This is a genomic window from Neisseria perflava (assembly GCF_002863305.2).
GTDB lineage: Bacteria > Pseudomonadota > Gammaproteobacteria > Burkholderiales > Neisseriaceae > Neisseria > Neisseria perflava_A.
Map to the genome: position 1 here is coordinate 1137449 of NZ_CP136962.1, position 16774 is coordinate 1154222.

The 16774-nt window shown below is 49.3% G+C and carries 19 protein-coding genes; 12 read left to right on the plus strand and 7 right to left on the minus strand.

Features of this window, described 5'->3' with window-relative positions; genetic code table 11:
• Nucleotides 1–12: 12 nt before the first annotated feature.
• Both CYJ98_RS05200 and CYJ98_RS05205 read left to right on the plus strand, forming a co-directional pair.
• Entirely contained in the window at nt 13–639 is a 627-nt protein-coding gene (locus CYJ98_RS05200; RefSeq protein WP_101755606.1) for an NAD(P)H-hydrate epimerase, read from the plus strand.
• Nucleotides 640–750: 111 nt separating this feature from the next.
• On the plus strand, nt 751–1440 hold the full coding sequence (locus tag CYJ98_RS05205) for a suppressor of fused domain protein (protein ID WP_101755607.1): 690 nt from the start codon (nt 751–753) through the stop codon (nt 1438–1440).
• Between the two features lie 66 nt (nt 1441–1506).
• Here CYJ98_RS05205 and CYJ98_RS05210 read toward each other — a convergent pair whose 3' ends face one another.
• Both CYJ98_RS05210 and CYJ98_RS05215 read right to left on the minus strand, forming a co-directional pair.
• On the minus strand, nt 1507–1866 hold the full coding sequence (locus tag CYJ98_RS05210) for a CrcB family protein (RefSeq protein WP_003679592.1): 360 nt from the start codon (nt 1864–1866) through the stop codon (nt 1507–1509).
• A gap of 79 nt (nt 1867–1945) precedes the next feature.
• Complete coding sequence (locus CYJ98_RS05215; protein ID WP_180947861.1) at nt 1946–2623, minus strand: energy-coupling factor ABC transporter permease; 678 nt, start codon at nt 2621–2623, stop codon at nt 1946–1948.
• 164 nt (nt 2624–2787) lie between these two features.
• Here CYJ98_RS05215 and CYJ98_RS05220 point away from each other — a divergent pair, with 164 nt between their 5' ends.
• The 4 genes from CYJ98_RS05220 to CYJ98_RS05235 all read left to right on the plus strand — a co-directional run bounded on the left by CYJ98_RS05220 (nt 2788) and on the right by CYJ98_RS05235 (nt 7619).
• Nucleotides 2788–5841: a DNA translocase FtsK gene (locus CYJ98_RS05220; protein ID WP_101755609.1), complete on the plus strand. Its 3054-nt coding sequence runs from the start codon at nt 2788–2790 to the stop codon at nt 5839–5841.
• Nucleotides 5842–6186: 345 nt separating this feature from the next.
• Nucleotides 6187–6885, plus strand: a complete 699-nt coding sequence (gene aqpZ / locus CYJ98_RS05225) for an aquaporin Z (RefSeq protein ID WP_101755610.1) — start codon at nt 6187–6189, stop codon at nt 6883–6885.
• Between the two features lie 147 nt (nt 6886–7032).
• A complete protein-coding gene (locus CYJ98_RS05230; RefSeq protein ID WP_101755623.1) occupies nt 7033–7365 on the plus strand; it encodes a general secretion pathway protein GspG in 333 nt (110 codons plus the stop codon).
• On the plus strand, nt 7353–7619 hold the full coding sequence (locus CYJ98_RS05235) for an NF038104 family lipoprotein (RefSeq protein ID WP_101755611.1): 267 nt from the start codon (nt 7353–7355) through the stop codon (nt 7617–7619). Before CYJ98_RS05230 ends, CYJ98_RS05235 begins: the two co-directional genes overlap by 13 nt.
• A gap of 59 nt (nt 7620–7678) precedes the next feature.
• Here the strand turns inward: CYJ98_RS05235 and radC are convergent, their stop codons facing one another.
• Nucleotides 7679–8353, minus strand: coding sequence for a RadC family protein (gene radC, locus CYJ98_RS05240; protein ID WP_101755612.1), 675 nt, complete (start codon nt 8351–8353; stop codon nt 7679–7681).
• Nucleotides 8354–8829: 476 nt separating this feature from the next.
• Here radC and CYJ98_RS05245 point away from each other — a divergent pair, with 476 nt between their 5' ends.
• The 6 genes from CYJ98_RS05245 to CYJ98_RS05270 all read left to right on the plus strand — a co-directional run bounded on the left by CYJ98_RS05245 (nt 8830) and on the right by CYJ98_RS05270 (nt 14983).
• Nucleotides 8830–9954 (plus strand): ABC transporter ATP-binding protein, encoded by a 1125-nt coding sequence (locus CYJ98_RS05245; protein ID WP_003746147.1) that lies wholly within the window; start codon nt 8830–8832, stop codon nt 9952–9954.
• Between the two features lie 15 nt (nt 9955–9969).
• Entirely contained in the window at nt 9970–10935 is a 966-nt protein-coding gene (locus tag CYJ98_RS05250) for an ABC transporter permease subunit (protein WP_003746146.1), read from the plus strand.
• Nucleotides 10935–11822: an ABC transporter permease subunit gene (locus CYJ98_RS05255; RefSeq protein WP_003679574.1), complete on the plus strand. Its 888-nt coding sequence runs from the start codon at nt 10935–10937 to the stop codon at nt 11820–11822. Before CYJ98_RS05250 ends, CYJ98_RS05255 begins: the two co-directional genes overlap by 1 nt.
• Before the next feature lie 149 nt (nt 11823–11971).
• Complete coding sequence (locus CYJ98_RS05260) at nt 11972–13267, plus strand: NAD(P)/FAD-dependent oxidoreductase (RefSeq protein ID WP_101755613.1); 1296 nt, start codon at nt 11972–11974, stop codon at nt 13265–13267.
• Between the two features lie 108 nt (nt 13268–13375).
• Nucleotides 13376–14326 (plus strand): thioredoxin-disulfide reductase, encoded by a 951-nt coding sequence (gene trxB / locus CYJ98_RS05265; protein ID WP_101755614.1) that lies wholly within the window; start codon nt 13376–13378, stop codon nt 14324–14326.
• Nucleotides 14327–14497: 171 nt separating this feature from the next.
• Nucleotides 14498–14983 carry a DUF4189 domain-containing protein gene (locus CYJ98_RS05270; RefSeq protein WP_003682910.1) on the plus strand — a complete coding sequence of 162 codons (486 nt, stop codon included), beginning with the start codon at nt 14498–14500 and terminating at the stop codon, nt 14981–14983.
• A gap of 72 nt (nt 14984–15055) precedes the next feature.
• Here the strand turns inward: CYJ98_RS05270 and CYJ98_RS05275 are convergent, their stop codons facing one another.
• From CYJ98_RS05275 to CYJ98_RS05290, 4 genes are all read right to left on the minus strand, one after another.
• Complete coding sequence (locus tag CYJ98_RS05275; RefSeq protein ID WP_003682952.1) at nt 15056–15496, minus strand: hypothetical protein; 441 nt, start codon at nt 15494–15496, stop codon at nt 15056–15058.
• Between the two features lie 71 nt (nt 15497–15567).
• Nucleotides 15568–16014, minus strand: a complete 447-nt coding sequence (gene smpB, locus CYJ98_RS05280; protein ID WP_003679566.1) for an SsrA-binding protein SmpB — start codon at nt 16012–16014, stop codon at nt 15568–15570.
• Between the two features lie 84 nt (nt 16015–16098).
• Entirely contained in the window at nt 16099–16314 is a 216-nt protein-coding gene (locus CYJ98_RS05285; protein WP_003679564.1) for a hypothetical protein, read from the minus strand.
• A gap of 75 nt (nt 16315–16389) precedes the next feature.
• Entirely contained in the window at nt 16390–16593 is a 204-nt protein-coding gene (locus tag CYJ98_RS05290) for a cold-shock protein (RefSeq protein WP_003682902.1), read from the minus strand.
• Nucleotides 16594–16774 lie beyond the last annotated feature (181 nt).

A 16774-nucleotide genomic window follows, 5' to 3' on the forward strand; every position in this document is an offset into this window, starting at 1 on the left:
AGAGAGCCGATCATGAAAGTCTATACCGCCGCCCAAATGCGCGAACGCGAACAAGCAGCCGTCGATAAAGGCACGAGCTTCGACCAACTGATGGAAAACGCCGGCAGCTCTGCCGCCCGAGACCTCATGAAGCGTCATCCTCAAGCCGGACGCGCCCTGATCGTTTGCGGCAAAGGCAACAACGGCGGCGACGGCCTAGTCATGGCAAGATATATGCAGGCGCAAGGTTGGCATATCGATATTCTGTTTTCACTCGGAGAAAACCTCTCCCCTTTGGCTCAAACCAATCGAGAACGCCTCAACGGTTTGCCCCATATTGAATTGATATCCGCACAAGAACTGGAAGGCCGTCTGAAAAAAGGTTACGACATCATTATCGAAGGCATATTCGGCACAGGCTTCAGCGGCGCGCTTCCAACCGAAATCGCCGCCCTCTGCCGCCAACTCAATCATTCAGACGGCCTGAAAGTCGCCCTCGATATTCCCACCGGCCTCAACTGCGACACCGCTGAAGCCGATCCCGACACATTCCGCGCAGACCTGACCTACACCTTTGCCGCCTACAAACCGGCGCATTTAAGCGAGTCCGGCAAAACCTATTGTCAAGAAACCGTCTGTTTACCTATTGGCATTGATTAAAAAAGCAAATAAGATGTCATATTTAAATCGCTTTATTTTTAGAAACAACACATTCTAAAAAAACACGCGAATTAATTTACAATCCAATTATCAACGACACGGAAACAGACAATGAACGAACAAGAATATCGCCAAACTTTTAAAGAAGATCAGGCTGTCGGCTGGGAAGCCATCGATACTGCGCTTAAAGCACTTTATGGTGATATCAAACCTCGTCATTACGGCTCTATTATCAAATACATTCTAGGTGGTGATGACCCATTAGACGGCAGTAGTATTTATGATTGCGAAGAGCAAACCTTCCATCGCCACATTGTTTCCTACGGCATGAGCGAACTTTACTTTAATCCAGAACTTGCCGGTGCAGATTACAGTAAATGGGGATTTGAATTTACCTTCCGTACTCCCCCTTACGATCAGGATCCGGATTCTGGCTACAACACCAAACACGAGCCTTACTGGGCAATTAATCTAATGAATAATCTTGGCCGTTACGTTTTTGAAAGTGGTAACTGGTTTGAAGCCTACCACTTTACTTCAACTAACGACCCTATCCGAATGGATACAGAAACCGCCATCGTCGGCGTAGCCTTCGCACCAGACCCCAAGCTGCCCGCTATCAAAACGCCAAACGGTGAAGTTCAATTTCTGCAGATAGTCGGCCTTACCCAGCCCGAGCTTGACTGGCTCTGGCAAGATCCAACAACCAAACGTTGCCAAGAGCTGATCGATATGATGCGCAAAGACAATCCGCTGTTGATTACCGATTTAGCGCGTACAAAAAGCTATGTACAACCCTAATTGATTAAACCTAAGGCCGTCTGAAAACAGATTTTCAGACGGCCTTAGGTTTATATTTCAAGCAACTTACTTCCAAATCTGCGCCAATTTGATCCCCAGCGCCGTCAAACCAAACGAACCGAAAACATGCAGACAGGTTGCCATCAAAGCCATGCCCCAGCGTTGCGCCTGCATCAAACCCACCATCTCCACTGAAAAACCTGAAAATGTGGTCAAGCTGCCGAGAAATCCGGTAATCCAAAGCAAACGCCATTGCGGATCGGTTAATAGTTCTGCCAATACGCCGATCAGCAGCGCGCCCAGCCAGTTTGCCGCCAATGTACCGATAGAAAAAGGCGCCGAAGACACCAGCACCAAGCCAAACAGCCAACGCAATACAGCCCCGACAGCGGCACCGCAAACAATGGGAAAAATATAAGCAAACATAACACGTTAAAAATTCAATTGAAAACAGGCCATCCGGTCATGAGGCCGTCTGAAAACCACACAAAGATGCCTTCATATCTTATTGCCAAATTTTAGGCGCGGATTTCAAATACCTGCCGTCATCAAAAGTACAAATCCATTGCGGCTTGAGCGCGATAAAAATGGCTGTTGAAATACCGCTCAAAAATGCCTCTGCCCAAGCGATTAAGAAGAAAACAGGAAAAGCGGTTTTCCACAATACTGTCGTATCAAATACATCCGCCCAGTCCAACAAACCGACCAAAATTACGCCGGTAAACACCATGCCGATCGCCGCAGCCCAAAAACCATTCAGAAAAATAAAGATAAAGATATTGGCAGGCAAACGTGACACCCAATGGCGGAAACCCAAGTTCACCAACAAAGGCGGAAGCAATACAGACAAGGCATTGATGGGGAACATATGCCAATCGCCCCAAAGCCACAAATATGGAAAAAACAGCAAAACGCCGATGCAGAACGCAGCAGAGGTGCCCAGCATTAAAGCCGTCAGGTTTAAAGCAAGCAAATGATAGCTCATGCCGGCCAGTTGTCCGCTTTCCGGAGAGGCATTCAAACTCCAAGCCAGCGGCAACATCACGGCAGCCAACAAAAATGCGGAACGATGCTGCGATACCGACACCCATGCCTGCTTTGCACACAAAGCAAAAATCACCAGCAACACAGGCCATGCCGCCATCACGACACCAACGGGAAACCATCCGTTTTGAAAAATCATCATCTCATCCGCAAAATGTTCAGACGGCCTATTATACGCGCCTCAAGCCACAGCTTTGACAATCCTGTCCGCCTTTGCCGTTAAAGCTTGTTTCAGCTGGTTTTGTTTACCCGAAAAAAGCGTTAGAATAACGGACTTTGCCGTTTAATTAAGGGGATGAACGCATGCTTTGGACAATATTGGCTTTAATTCTGCTGGCCGCCATAGCCGGCTTGTTCTGGTGGCGCCAGAAACAAGAGCAAAAGTGGCGCCAAGAATTGGCACGACTCAGTGGCGATGAAGAAGAAATAAACGAAGAAGACAGCCCGGTCGGTTTTGCCAGCCAACTGGACAGCCTGAAACGTTTGTTCAGCATGAACAAGCGCACCGCCGACAACCATAAAATCGCCCGCATCCGCCTGCTTTCCGCGCTCGAACACAATAAAATGCAACACGCCGAAACAGACGAAGAGCACGCAGCAGAGCCCGTTGCCGAAGAGCCGGAACACATCGCAACGACCGAAGAAGAAATCAAAGTGGCGCCTAAAACCCGCAAATCTACCAAGCCGGAACGTATTCCCAAAATCACGCCGTTTGCGCAAATGGAAACGCCCGAATACAGCCCGTCTTTGGTGCAAAACAGCAATTTTGAAGAAATCACATTAGAAGAAGCCACCCGTTCCCTGCACGAAGCGGCGGTTGAAGAATGGAACGAGCATTTGGCCGAAAAAAATGCGCCGATTTACAAAGACGAAGTCGAGACCCCATTGTTGCGCGCTTCATCCCTGCCGATGACAGGTATGGAAATCATCGACTACAACGACCCTATCTTGCGCCGCACACGCGAACGTGCCTTGGCGCGTGCCAACAATGTCCGCGTGGCAGAAGCGAATGCACCGCATATCGAAACTGTTCAGACGGCCTTAAGAACTGCCGAAAAAGAAGCCATCCTCCCCTATACTTCCATGCAGGCATTCCCTTCTGAAATCCAAGCGGAAGATATTCACGACAACCTTGCCCGCCGTACCGCCGCTCGCCACAAACTGGCCGCAGCCGTCGCCCCATTGCGCGACTACTCTCCGCGCACCATCGAAAATGACGAAATTTTGGCCAACTTGGGACAAATCAGCCGTCCTGCCAGCCTGCGCCGTCAAGTCCGCCATACCGAAGCGGCCGCCGAAAGATGGGCGCGTAAACGAGCTGCCACGGAGGCTGTTGCACCACAACCTGCCGCACCGGCAACGCCGTCCCGTCCAAAACCGGCTGCGCCTGTTAAAAAATCCCCTTATATCTCCCGACCTGCCGCACCAAACGCAACCGTAGTCGAGCCGCCTGCCGTACCGGTTGTCCCTATGGCTAAAACCGATATTCCCGAGCCACCCGTTTTCCAAACCTCGATTGCGCCGATTGATATTCCCGAGCCGCCTGCTTTCGAACATAAAATCCAAGTGCCGATTTTTGATGCACAAGTCAATGCGCATGTTAGCAATCAGCCTGAACGCAGTATCCGCGATTATTTAATCAGCGAATCAGCCGAAGAAGAAACAGAATTCGATGGTGAGCCGGAAGCGCCTGTACAAGCGGAAGCAGAAGCGATTCAAGCGGTTGAAACCATTGAACCCGTTGAACCTGTTGAAACAATCGCAAGGCCGTCTGAATATACACAGACAATCGTTGAAACGCCTGTTCGAAGCGTAGAACCAAGCGTTCAAGAAGATACACCAAGCATAGCTATTCCAACTTCGGCAACCCTGACCGATGCGCTTCTGCCGACCACTGCCCTGCTCCTGCCGCCGCAGTTTGACCCGAGCGCCTCGCAAACTGAAGAACAGTTGCTGGAAAACAGCATTACCATCGAAGAAAAACTGGCCGAGTTCAAAGTTAAAGTCAAAGTGATGGACTCCTATTCCGGCCCGGTCATTACGCGCTACGAGATTGAGCCTGATGTCGGTGTGCGCGGCAGTGCCGTTTTGAACCTTGAGAAAGACTTGGCACGCTCGCTTGGCGTGGCTTCCATCCGCGTGGTGGAAACCATCCCCGGCAAAACCTGCATGGGCTTGGAATTGCCTAATCCGAAACGCCAAATGATCCGCCTGAGCGAAATCTTCAATTCACCTGCGTTTACCGAATCTAAATCCAAACTGACCCTCGCCCTCGGCCAAGACATCACCGGCCAGCCTGTTGTGACAGACTTGGCCAAAGCGCCGCATCTGCTGGTTGCCGGTACGACTGGTTCGGGTAAATCCGTAGGCGTGAACGCCATGATTCTGTCCATGCTCTTCAAAGCAACGCCTGAAGACGTGCGCATGATTATGATTGACCCGAAAATGCTGGAACTGAGCATTTACGAAGGCATTCCGCACCTGCTCGCCCCTGTCGTAACCGATATGAAGCTGGCTGCAAACGCGCTGAACTGGTGCGTCAACGAAATGGAAAAACGCTACCGCCTGATGAGCTTTATGGGCGTGCGCAACCTTGCCGGTTTCAACCAAAAAATTGCCGAAGCCGCCGCTCGTGGCGAAAAAATCGGCAGCCCGTTCAGCCTCACGCCTGAAAATCCTGAGCCATTGGAAAAACTGCCGTTTATCGTGGTCGTCGTAGATGAGTTTGCCGACCTGATGATGACCGCCGGTAAGAAAATTGAAGAACTGATTGCCCGCCTTGCCCAAAAAGCACGCGCAGCCGGTATCCATTTGATTCTTGCCACCCAACGCCCCAGCGTGGATGTCATTACCGGCCTGATTAAAGCCAATATTCCGACACGCATTGCTTTCCAAGTATCCAGCAAAATCGACAGCCGCACGATTCTTGACCAAATGGGCGCGGAAAACCTGCTCGGCCAAGGCGATATGCTGTTCCAGCTACCCGGTACCAACTATCCGCAACGTGTACACGGCGCATTCGCTTCCGACAATGAAGTTCACCGCGTAGTGGAATACCTGAAACAATTTGGCGCACCCGACTATATCGACGATATTTTGAGCAACGGTTCCACCGAAGACTTTACCGGCACCAGCCGCAGCAACGACAGCAACCTCGACCCCATGTATGACGAAGCCGTTTCCGTTGTCTTGAAATCGCGTAAGGCCAGCATTTCCAATATCCAACGCCAACTGCGCATCGGCTACAACCGCGCCGCCCGCCTGATTGAACAAATGGAAGCCGACGGTATTGTTTCCCCGGCGGAAAACAACGGCAACCGCACCATCTTGGCGCAAAGCAGCGACCATCTGGATTAATTTATCCTTGCTTAAATCAAGGCCGTCTGAAAACTTTTCAGACGGCCTTTTTAAATCAGATATGGTTCAACAATTCCAATCAAATAAACAAGCAAATAAGTAATCTATAAACAACATTTCTTACTAATCTAAATGCTTTTGCATTGACGGCATTTGCTTCACAAAAAACAAGGTTCAATCAACCAAACTCGACCTGCAAAATGCATATCTCTACCCGTTTGTCACTATTTTCAGACGGCCTTTTGTCAAGACCGGAAAAAACAGGTAAATCCGTTTTTCGATTAGAAACAATATTATTATGATTCATGCCCTCGGCAACACCCCAACCTTTACGAGGAAAAACAAATGAAAAAATATTTTGCAGAATTTTTCGGCACTTTCTGGCTGGTATTCGGCGGCTGCGGCAGCGCAGTATTGGCAGCAGCCTACCCTGAACTCGGCATTGGCTTTGCCGGTGTCGCCTTGGCGTTCGGCTTGACTGTACTGACCATGGCTTACGCCGTCGGCCATATTTCAGGCGGCCACTTCAACCCTGCCGTTTCCGTCGGCCTCTTCATCGGTGGCCGTTTCAACGGTAAAGACTTGTTGCCTTACATCGTATCCCAAGTTGTCGGTGCGATTGCCGCTGCAGGCGTTCTGTATCTGATTGCTTCCGGTAAAACCGGTTTTGATGCTGTTGCTTCCGGCTTTGCCAGCAATGGTTTCGGCGAACACTCTCCTAACGGTTACGACATGATGGCCGCGTTGCTGATCGAATTTGTCCTGACTGCATTCTTCCTGATCATCATCATGGGTTCTACCGACAAACTGGCTCCGGCCGGCTTCGCCCCTATCGCCATCGGCCTGGGTCTGACCCTGATTCACTTGATCAGCATTCCTGTGACCAATACTTCCGTCAACCCTGCACGTTCTACCGGCGTTGCCTTGTTCCAAGGCGGCTGGGCTGTTGAACAACTGTGGTTGTTCTGGTTGGCCCCTATTGCCGGCGCAGCAGTGGGCGCGGCTATTTACCGCTTTGTTTTGGCAAACAACGACAACAAATAATCTGAACGGAATGATATTTCCGGTGCGGCCGACACCTTAAACCGTCCGCACCCAAGTTGCCGAGACACAAACGCACCGCCTGACTCAGACGGTGCGTTTGTTTTTGCCATGTTACAATACTTTCTTTTCCCACATTCTCAAACCATCATGCAAACCTTACCTTTTCAAACCGATATCGCCGCCAGAATGCTGGTCAATACTGAAAACGAAACCATCCATCCCGATGCCGTATTCGTACAAACGCAAAACGGCTATTGGATTGCTTGGCACGACCAACAGGCCGCCCTGCTTGCACCCAACACACCACCCGATATTCCCTGCTGTTGGGTAGAAGGCGCAGAAAGCCTGGAAGAGCTGGTAAGCATGGTAGAAAACGGTGAATTTGACGAAGTCGAAGAATTTGACGGCGACGACGATGCTTGGCAAGAAGCACTCGGATGCGGCCATCATCACGAAGGACACTGCGGATGCAGCCATTGAGATGTACAAAACGCCTGCTTCCGGCACTTGCCCTTTGCCTGACGCTTAACGGCTGCGTTGTAGGCGCGGCTGTCGATTTGGCTGCTACAACTGTCCTGACTGCCGGAAAATTGGTTGTCAAAGGAACGGGGGCAGTGATTGATGCCGCCATTCCTGACGGCAAAAAAGACAAGGACAAAGAAAAGAGCAAAGAAAAGCCAAAATCGGAAGAAATCATCTATAAGGAAGAGTCCTCCGATGAAGTAACGCAATAATTCTTCAGACGGCCTTGGTAAGGTAACCCATCTTACTGAGGCCGTCTGAACATTCATCCTTACATATAGCCTTGTTCACGCAAAGAACAGGTTTCTTTTGCCGTTACGATAAAATGGTCCAAGAGCGTAATATCCACCAAACTTAAAGCCTGTTTCAAACGCTCTGTAAACTGCACATCAGATTCAGACGGCCTTGCCGAGCCGCCCGGATGATTGTGTGCCAAAATCAAACTGTCGGCGTATTCATCCAATACCAATTTGACAATTTCACGGATATAAACCGTGTTTTCCGCCACCGTACCGCGCGACAATTCCCGTACCGCAATCAATTGATTTTGACGGTTGAGCAGCAACGCAACGCTGACTTCGATTTTTTCATGCCCAAGATGCAAGCGCAGATAATCCGCAACCGATTTCGGGTTTGACAAAACCATCTGCTCCTGCAAATCTTCACCCAAAATCCGCCGCCCGATTTCTTTGACCACTGCAAACTGAGTATAACTCGCCAAGCCCATGCCCTTATAAGCAGCAAGTGTTTTAGCATCCGCACTCATCAGCTTCCCCAAGCTGCCAAACTCACTCAACAAATAACGCGCCAAATCGACCGCGCTCATGCCGCGTGTTCCGACACGCAATAAAATCGCCAGCAACTCCGCATCACTCAACGCCGCCGCGCCGCGCTCCAACAGCTTCTCACGCGGCCGCTCCCCCTCGGGCCATTCTTTAATGCTCATGTTTTCCCTTTTTATTCATATAACGGATTTGGTTTTTATTCAGAACAAAACCATCTTGCCCGCATAAAACGCAATCCGCACGACTTTATTAAAATTAATGCAATTTGCGTATTTTATTCTATCTTAAATTATTTTTTAAGACATTTGAATATAAATTAAATCCTTTTGTGCAGAAAAACAACGTTACCCATTTTTGCTATCCTGTTCCCCTGCCTGCCTTTCCTTTCCTATTTGTTTCAAATCAGCCGCTACAAGCATTTTCATATTGCCCCTATGAGGCTTAGGCTAATATAATATTGAGTTTGCCGAAAGCAAAAGCTGAGGCTTAAACTGCTTTCTATCCACGCTGCCCGTGCGCTTTACAAGAGTTTCAGACGGCCTCCGTCCGACTCCCGCCAGCAATCAAACAGCTTTTTATCACCCATTCGAAAATCCGTTTTGCCGGTACTCGTCTTTCTTTTTGGAGTATTGCCATTATGACCGCAACCACTGCGTCTTCAGCCAAACCTTATTTGCAAATCCAAGGCTTGGTGAAAAAGTTTGGTGACAATTACGCTGTCGATAACATCGACTTGGACATCTATCAACACGAAATCTTCGCCCTTTTGGGCAGCTCAGGCAGTGGCAAATCCACACTGCTGCGCATGTTGGCAGGCATGGAAAGCCCCAATCAGGGCAAAATCATTCTCGACGGCCAAGATATTACCAAGCTTGCTCCGTATGAGCGCCCAATCAACATGATGTTCCAAAGCTATGCCCTGTTCCCGCACATGAGCGTTGAACAAAACATCGCTTTCGGCCTGAAACAAGACAAAATGCCTAAAGGCGAAATCGACGCCCGCGTCGAAGAAATGTTGCGCCTGGTGCAAATGACCAAATACGCCAAACGCAAGCCGCATCAACTTTCCGGCGGCCAACAACAGCGTATTGCTTTGGCGCGCAGCCTGGCGAAACGTCCGAAAATCCTGCTGCTTGACGAACCTTTGGGCGCACTCGATAAAAAACTGCGCCAACAAACCCAACTGGAATTGGTCAACACGCTGGAACAAGTCGGCGTAACCTGCATCATGGTTACCCACGACCAAGAAGAAGCGATGACGATGGCTACCCGCATCGCCATCATGTCCGACGGCCAATTGCGCCAAGTCGGCACACCTAGCGACGTGTACGACTATCCTAACAGCCGCTTTACCGCCGAATTTATCGGCGAAACCAATATTTTTGACGGCGTCGTTATTGACGACCGCGCCGATTTCTCCATCGTCAAATGTGACGGCTTGGAAAACCACGTCCGCATCGACCACGGCTTGGGCGTTCCGAACGATCATGAAATTTGGATCAGCATTCGCCCTGAAGACATTGATTTGCACAAAGAAAAACCGGAACACTTGGGCGCGCACAACTGGGCCCAAGGCACGGTTAAAGAAATTGCCTACTTGGGCAGCTTCGCGATTTACCACATCAAACTTGCCAACGGCCGTGTCGTCAAAAGCCAAGTTCCCGCACCTTATTGGTATGTGCGCAACATTACGCCGCCGACCTGGGACGAGACTGTCTACATCAGCTGGCCTGAAAACCAACCAACACCTCTGTTCAGTTAATTTGAGGGAAATGCAATGAACCTTAAAAAACTGAAAAACAAACTGTTCCGCCGCCCCGGCCAGCGTGCAGTGATTGCCGTGCCGTATATTTGGCTTTTGATTCTGTTTCTGATTCCGTTCGCCATCGTATTGAAAATCAGCTTTGCCGAACAAGAAATCGCCATTCCGCCATTTACGCCGCTGACAACGATTGATGAAGACTTAGGCCGTCTGAACATTGCCATCAGCTATCAGAACTACGCCGACATTTTCCAAAACTTTTGGAATACGCTCAATCCGTTTGGTGACAGTGAAAACAGCAATATCTATCTGATGACCTACTGGTCTTCGATTAAGACGGCGCTGACGACGACTATCATCTGCCTGTTGATCGGTTATCCGACCGCTTATGCCATTTCGCGCGCGAATCCGGCTGCGCGCAACGGCCTGCTGTTGGCAATCATGCTGCCTTTTTGGACCTCTTTCCTGTTGCGTGTTTACGCATGGATGGGCTTATTGGGACACAACGGCATCATCAACAATTTCTTAATTAAATACGGAATCATCAGCGAGCCTTTAGACTTGTTCTATAATGCTTTTTCGCTGAATTTGGTGATGGTTTACGCCTATCTGCCGTTTATGATTTTGCCGCTGTACACACAATTGGTAAAACTGGACAACCGCCTGCTCGAAGCTGCTTCCGACTTGGGTGCAGGTCCGATCAAATCGTTCTTTACCATTACCCTGCCTTTGTCCAAAACCGGCATCATCGCAGGCTCTATGTTGGTCTTCGTTCCAGCCGTCGGTGAATTTGTGATTCCTGAATTGGTGGGCGGTTCTGAAAACCTGATGATCGGTAAAGTATTGTGGCAGGCATTCTTCGACCAAAACAACTGGCCGCTGGCTTCTGCCGTCGCCGTCGTCATGGTTGCCCTGCTGGTTGTACCGATTGCCCTGTTCCAGCACTATGAAAACCGCGAATTGGAAGAAGGAGGCAAATAATGCAGAAAACCAAATTATCCTGGTTCTTGAAACTGATGCTCCTGCTCTCGCTGGCATTCCTCTATATTCCGCTGGTGGTTTTGGTCATCTATTCTTTCAATGAATCCAAACTGGTTACCGTTTGGGGCGGTTTCTCAACCAAATGGTACGGCGCATTAATGGAAAACGACACCATCTTGGAAGCGGCCTGGCTGTCATTGCGTATCGCCATCGTTTCCTCGCTTGCCGCCGTGGCACTCGGCACATTGGCAGGCTACGCCATGGCGCGTATTAAACGCTTCCGCGGCAGCACCCTGTTTGCCGGTATGATTTCCGCGCCTATGGTGATGCCTGATGTGATTACCGGTTTGTCCATGCTGCTGTTGATTATTCAGGTGCAGATGTTCCTGCAAGGCAGTGAATTGTTGCAATCGCTCTACTTCGATCGCGGCTTCTTCACCATCTTCCTCGGCCACACCACACTTTGTATGGCGTACATTACCGTCGTTATCCGCTCGCGCTTGGTGGAATTGGATCAATCCTTGGAAGAAGCTGCTATGGACTTGGGTGCCCGTCCGCTGAAGATTTTCTTCGTGATTACCCTACCACTGATTGCCCCTGCGATTGCTTCCGGCTTCCTCTTGGGCATTACCCTGTCTTTGGACGACTTGGTGATTACCTCCTTCCTGTCAGGCCCGGGTTCATCGACATTGCCACAAGTGATTTTCTCCAAAATCAAACTCGGCCTTGACCCTCAGATGAACGTTTTGGCAACCATCCTGATCGGTATCATCGGTACACTGGTTATTGTCGTTAACTACTGGATGATGCGTCAGGCAACCAAACGGGAACGCGAGGCTGCCGAAGCCTACCGCCAAGAAAAATTGGCAGCCGAGAAAGCCGCCTAATATGCAGACAGGCTGTCCGATAAAGTGTCGGAACAGCCTGTTTTATTAACTGCATCTTATCCTTTCAGACGGCCTGAACCCAAACCCACATTCCAGGCCGTCTGAAAACCTATTTTCAATGAAGTGAAAACCAACCTAAAGCTCAAATCATGATCAATCCCAGCTTCAAAGAATACCTTCCTTCCTACTATGTCAGCACGGCCAATCCCCATCCGTCTTATCCGACGCTTGAAGGCCGTCTGAAAACTGAAACCTGCGTTATCGGCGGCGGTCTGTCCAGCTTATGCACCGCCCTACCGCTTGCCGAAAACGGCCATGAAGTCATCGTACTTGAAGCCGCCCGTATCGGTTTCGGCGCATCAGGCCGCAGCGGCGGACAAGTCATCAGCGATTTTGCCTGCGGCATGGAAGAAATCGAAAAACAAGTCGGTTTGGAACAGGCCCAATGGTTCTGGCAGCAATCTCTGCAAGCCGTTGAACTAGTTGACTCGCGCATTCAAAAACACAATATCCAATGCGATTGGCAACGCGGCTACGCTACCGTCGCCGTCCGTCCTCAGCATTGGGAAGAATTGCAACAATGGCACGAACACGCCCAAAAACATTATGGCGCAAGCCATTACCAGCTTTGGGATAAAGCCACGCTGAAGCAACAACTTGCCAGCGATATGTATCAAGGCGCGCAATTTGATCCTTTATCCGGCCACTTGCACCCGCTCAATTACACCCTAGGCATTGCCAAAGCGGCAGCCGATGCAGGCGCACAACTTTTTGAGCAATCCCCGATGACGCGTATCGAGCCATGCGATAACGGCTGGCTGGTACACACGCCCAATGGCAGCGTTGAGTGCAAAAACCTCGTTTATGCCGTCAATACTTATGCCGGTTTACACCCGAAATTCAAAGTATTGGAACAAAAAGCCATTGCCGTCAGTACCTTTATCATCGCCACCGAGCCTCTGGGCGAGCGTGCCAAAGACCTGATCCGCAACAATATGGCCATCTGCGACAACCGCCACATCCTTGACTACTATCGCCTCAGCGCTGACGGCCGCCTGCTTTTCGGCGGTAAAGACAACGAGTTTATCGACGACCCTGACCGCATGACCGAACTCGTCCGCCAAGATATGCTGAAAGTTTTCCCGCAACTTGCCGATGTCAGAATCGAGCATTCTTGGGGCGGCGAATGCGACATTACGCGCAACCTCGCCCCAAATTTCGGCCGCCTCGCCCCTACCGTTTTCTACGCCCAAGGCTATTCCGGACACGGCATGGCGATTACCGGCATTGCTGGCTTGGCGATTGCCGAAGCCATCATGGGTGATGACGGCCGTCTGAAACCTTTCGAGCAACTGCGCCACAGCAACATCATTACCCAGCCTTTCCTACGCAAACTCGGCTCTTTCCTCGGCTCAAAATACTATCAATGGAAAGACAGCCACTAAACCCAAGCAACAAACATATTTCAGACGGCGGCAGATTCAAGTAAAATTCAGGCCGTCTGAAAGCTTAGATACGACAAAATTCAATCATTTATCAGCAAGGAAACCATCATGAGCAACCATCACAAACTCATCATCCTCGGCTCCGGCCCTGCCGGCTATACTGCCGCCGTCTATGCCGCCCGTGCCAACCTCAACCCTGTGATCATTACCGGCGTTGAGCAAGGCGGACAATTGATGACCACCACCGAAGTGGATAACTGGCCTGCCGATGCCGAAGGCGTACAAGGTCCGGAACTGATGGCCCGTTTCCAAGCTCATGCCGAACGCTTCGGCACTGAAATGATTTTCGACCAAATCCACACCGTTGATTTGCAAAACCGTCCGTTTACTCTCAAAGGCGATATGGGCGAATACACCTGCGATGCACTCATCGTTGCCACCGGCGCATCCGCCAAATATTTAGGTTTGCCAAGCGAAGAAACCTTTGCCGGCAAAGGCGTTTCCGCCTGCGCAACTTGCGACGGCTTCTTCTATAAAAAACAAGATGTTGCCGTAGTCGGCGGTGGCAATACCGCTGTGGAAGAAGCCCTCTACCTTGCCAATATCGCCAACACCGTTACCCTGATTCACCGCCGCGACAGCTTCCGCGCCGAAAAAATCATGGTGGACAAACTGATGCAACGGGTTGAAGAAGGTAAAATCATCCTCAAGCTCAACAGCTCGGTTGATGAAATCTTGGGCGACGAAAGCGGCGTTACCGGTGCACGCCTGAAACACAATGACGGCGGCACTGAAGAAATCGCCGTCAAAGGCGTTTTCATCGCCATCGGCCACAAACCCAACACTGATATTTTCAAAGGCCAACTCGACATGGATGAAACCGGCTACCTGAAAACCAAAGGCGGTACCGGTGACAATGTCGGCGCAACCAATATCGAAGGCGTATGGGCGGCAGGCGACGTAAAAGACCATACCTACCGACAAGCCATCACCAGCGCAGCTTCCGGCTGCCAAGCCGCGCTTGATGCCGAACGTTGGCTCGACCGCCACGGCGTATGAGCCTCTAAGCTACGCCCTATTCTTTAAAACATAATCAAAAGGCCGTCTGAAATTTCAGACGGCCTATAATCTATCTGCCACACTCAAATATTCATTTTAAAAGCAAATTTATATCAAATAAGTACTTTTGCTTTATAATAACGACAAATACCCAACAAACAGGGAACGAACATGAAAAAAACACTAACGACACTTATCCTTTGCGCACTGACTCCTGCCGCCCTGGCTGCCGATACTTACGGCTACCTGGCCATGTGGCAAAACCCTGCCGACAGCAATGAAGTGCTGCAAATCAAAACCACCAAAGAAAATGCCACCCAACTGGATGCGACAGCCGAACTCGAAACATTCTGTAAAGGCCAAGATGCCTTAGCCGGTATCAGCGCAGGCCAAGCAACAGGCTGCAAAACGGTTGTCCCTCTGCACAACACCTGTATCGCTGTTGCCTATCCTAAAGCCATGGGCAAATTGACTGCTCAAAACGTAGTGGCCATTACCTCCCCACGTTTCAAAACCGTGCATCAGATTGCCTTGAACCAGTGTATCAAAAAATACGGCTCACAAGGACAATGTGCCTTAGAAACAGTCTATTGCACTTCCGAAACCTACTACCAAGGTACGGTCAAAACCCTTTGGGAAAAAATCAAATCCATTTAAGGCCGTCTGAAAATAAAACCGGCTTGCCCGATATTCTCCATATCACGGCAAGCCGGTTTTTTATTCTGGCTTTTATTTGCTGTTTTTTTCCAACAATTTGGCCACAACGCCTTCAGCCTGTTTCACCAAATCAGGGTTGGTTCGGAAGTGGTTTTCATCATTTAAAGAGTAGCTGACCGTAGAAACCGCGTACTTGGTGCTTCTCAACACAAATACGCCTTTACGCAAGATTTCGTTATTACCTTTGGTTTTGTAACGCAGATTATACGGGCAAGAAGAATCATACAGTTTGCCACGGTTATCCGCTGTCACAATCGTGCTGCCGATACCGCGTTTTGCCAAAGCTTTAGACAAAGCACGATCCAAATCATGCGGTCTTACTTTTGCATTTTGAATGATGCAGACATGTTTGATGCTGGTCAGCTCTTCAGGTTTCAATACTCTTTGTTCCGTAGTGGAACAAGCGCCCAACAACAATACGGCTGAAGCCGCCGCTAAAATCATGGTTTTCATCTGTTTTCCTTTTTAAAATTTTCAAACAATAAATATTCAGACGGCCTTTATAAAAAGGCCGTCTGAAAAAATCAACGTACGTTTTTCATCAAACGCTGTTTCTCACGCTTCCAATCCGCTTCTTTCAGGCTTTGGCGTTTGTCATGCTGTTTCTTACCCTTAGCCAAACCGATTTCCACTTTGATTCTACCGCGGGTGTAATGCAGGTTTAAGGGCACAATCGTATAACCGGCACGTTCGGTTTTACCGATTAACTTGTTGATTTCCGATTGTTTCAACAACAACTTACGCGGACGGACAGGGTCAGGTTTGACGTGTGTCGAGGCAGTGGGCAATGCGGTAATGTGGCAGCCCACCAAATAGAATGCGTCTTTTTTCCAGTAGATATAGCTTTCTTTTAATTGCACGCGTGCAGCGCGGATGGCTTTGACTTCCCATCCCTCCAATACTATACCGGCTTCGATTTGGTCTTCGATAAAGAAATCGTGAAAGGCTTTTTTATTATTGGCAATACTCATTGTGCTGATTCTTTACAAACTTTTCAGACGGCCTATTTTATCAGGCATGCTTAAAAAATAAAACGGCAAACGGTTTTGAAACGTTTATTCGCTTAAAACATGGCGACGGTAAAAGCGGTCTATATCGGCAATGGCTTTTTCATCTTCAGGGCGCAAATCCAGTTTCAAATCGGCAAGGCGGATCAAGATTTGGTCTTCACGCTCGGCAACGGCGCAGCTAACCTCACCTTCGCTGCGAAAATGACGGATAAGCTCGTCCAACTGGTTTAAAGCATTTTGATAAGATGAATTTTGATTCATAATTTTTAACCTAAACGCCCATAAAAAATGGCGGGAAACCCCGCCATGATTTTACGGCTTACGCCGCGCATTTGATTAAGCAGCTTGAATGTTAGCAGCTTGTTTGCCTTTAGGGCCGGTGGTTACGTCGAAAGATACGCGTTGACCTTCTTTCAGGGTTTTGAAACCATCCATGTTGATCGCTGAGAAGTGAGCGAACAAATCTTCGCCACCTTCATCAGGAGTGATGAAACCAAAACCTTTAGCGTCGTTAAACCATTTTACGATACCGGTTGCCATTAGAAACTTCCTATACTTAAAAATTAACAAAATCAGCAAAACAAGGCATACAGCAAACTAAAACGTTCAGCGTTTCTCCCCCGTATTGCATACGTGGTCGAGTGCCAACTTCTGCTTAACCGTCTTTTTACATTTGTTAAGACAAAACGTCAAGCTATGTTTTCAAAAAAGTGGGAAAATA

Coding starts and splice junctions, on each gene's coding strand:
- CYJ98_RS05200 (WP_101755606.1), top strand. CDS start 13: ATGAAAGTCTATACCGCCGCCCAAATGCGCGAACGCGAACAAGCAGCC.
- CYJ98_RS05205 (WP_101755607.1), top strand. CDS start 751: ATGAACGAACAAGAATATCGCCAAACTTTTAAAGAAGATCAGGCTGTC.
- CYJ98_RS05210 (WP_003679592.1), bottom strand. CDS start 1,866: ATGTTTGCTTATATTTTTCCCATTGTTTGCGGTGCCGCTGTCGGGGCT.
- CYJ98_RS05215 (WP_180947861.1), bottom strand. CDS start 2,623: ATGATTTTTCAAAACGGATGGTTTCCCGTTGGTGTCGTGATGGCGGCA.
- CYJ98_RS05220 (WP_101755609.1), top strand. CDS start 2,788: ATGCTTTGGACAATATTGGCTTTAATTCTGCTGGCCGCCATAGCCGGC.
- aqpZ (WP_101755610.1), top strand. CDS start 6,187: ATGAAAAAATATTTTGCAGAATTTTTCGGCACTTTCTGGCTGGTATTC.
- CYJ98_RS05230 (WP_101755623.1), top strand. CDS start 7,033: ATGCAAACCTTACCTTTTCAAACCGATATCGCCGCCAGAATGCTGGTC.
- CYJ98_RS05235 (WP_101755611.1), top strand. CDS start 7,353: ATGCAGCCATTGAGATGTACAAAACGCCTGCTTCCGGCACTTGCCCTT.
- radC (WP_101755612.1), bottom strand. CDS start 8,353: ATGAGCATTAAAGAATGGCCCGAGGGGGAGCGGCCGCGTGAGAAGCTG.
- CYJ98_RS05245 (WP_003746147.1), top strand. CDS start 8,830: ATGACCGCAACCACTGCGTCTTCAGCCAAACCTTATTTGCAAATCCAA.
- CYJ98_RS05250 (WP_003746146.1), top strand. CDS start 9,970: ATGAACCTTAAAAAACTGAAAAACAAACTGTTCCGCCGCCCCGGCCAG.
- CYJ98_RS05255 (WP_003679574.1), top strand. CDS start 10,935: ATGCAGAAAACCAAATTATCCTGGTTCTTGAAACTGATGCTCCTGCTC.
- CYJ98_RS05260 (WP_101755613.1), top strand. CDS start 11,972: ATGATCAATCCCAGCTTCAAAGAATACCTTCCTTCCTACTATGTCAGC.
- trxB (WP_101755614.1), top strand. CDS start 13,376: ATGAGCAACCATCACAAACTCATCATCCTCGGCTCCGGCCCTGCCGGC.
- CYJ98_RS05270 (WP_003682910.1), top strand. CDS start 14,498: ATGAAAAAAACACTAACGACACTTATCCTTTGCGCACTGACTCCTGCC.
- CYJ98_RS05275 (WP_003682952.1), bottom strand. CDS start 15,496: ATGAAAACCATGATTTTAGCGGCGGCTTCAGCCGTATTGTTGTTGGGC.
- smpB (WP_003679566.1), bottom strand. CDS start 16,014: ATGAGTATTGCCAATAATAAAAAAGCCTTTCACGATTTCTTTATCGAA.
- CYJ98_RS05285 (WP_003679564.1), bottom strand. CDS start 16,314: ATGAATCAAAATTCATCTTATCAAAATGCTTTAAACCAGTTGGACGAG.
- CYJ98_RS05290 (WP_003682902.1), bottom strand. CDS start 16,593: ATGGCAACCGGTATCGTAAAATGGTTTAACGACGCTAAAGGTTTTGGT.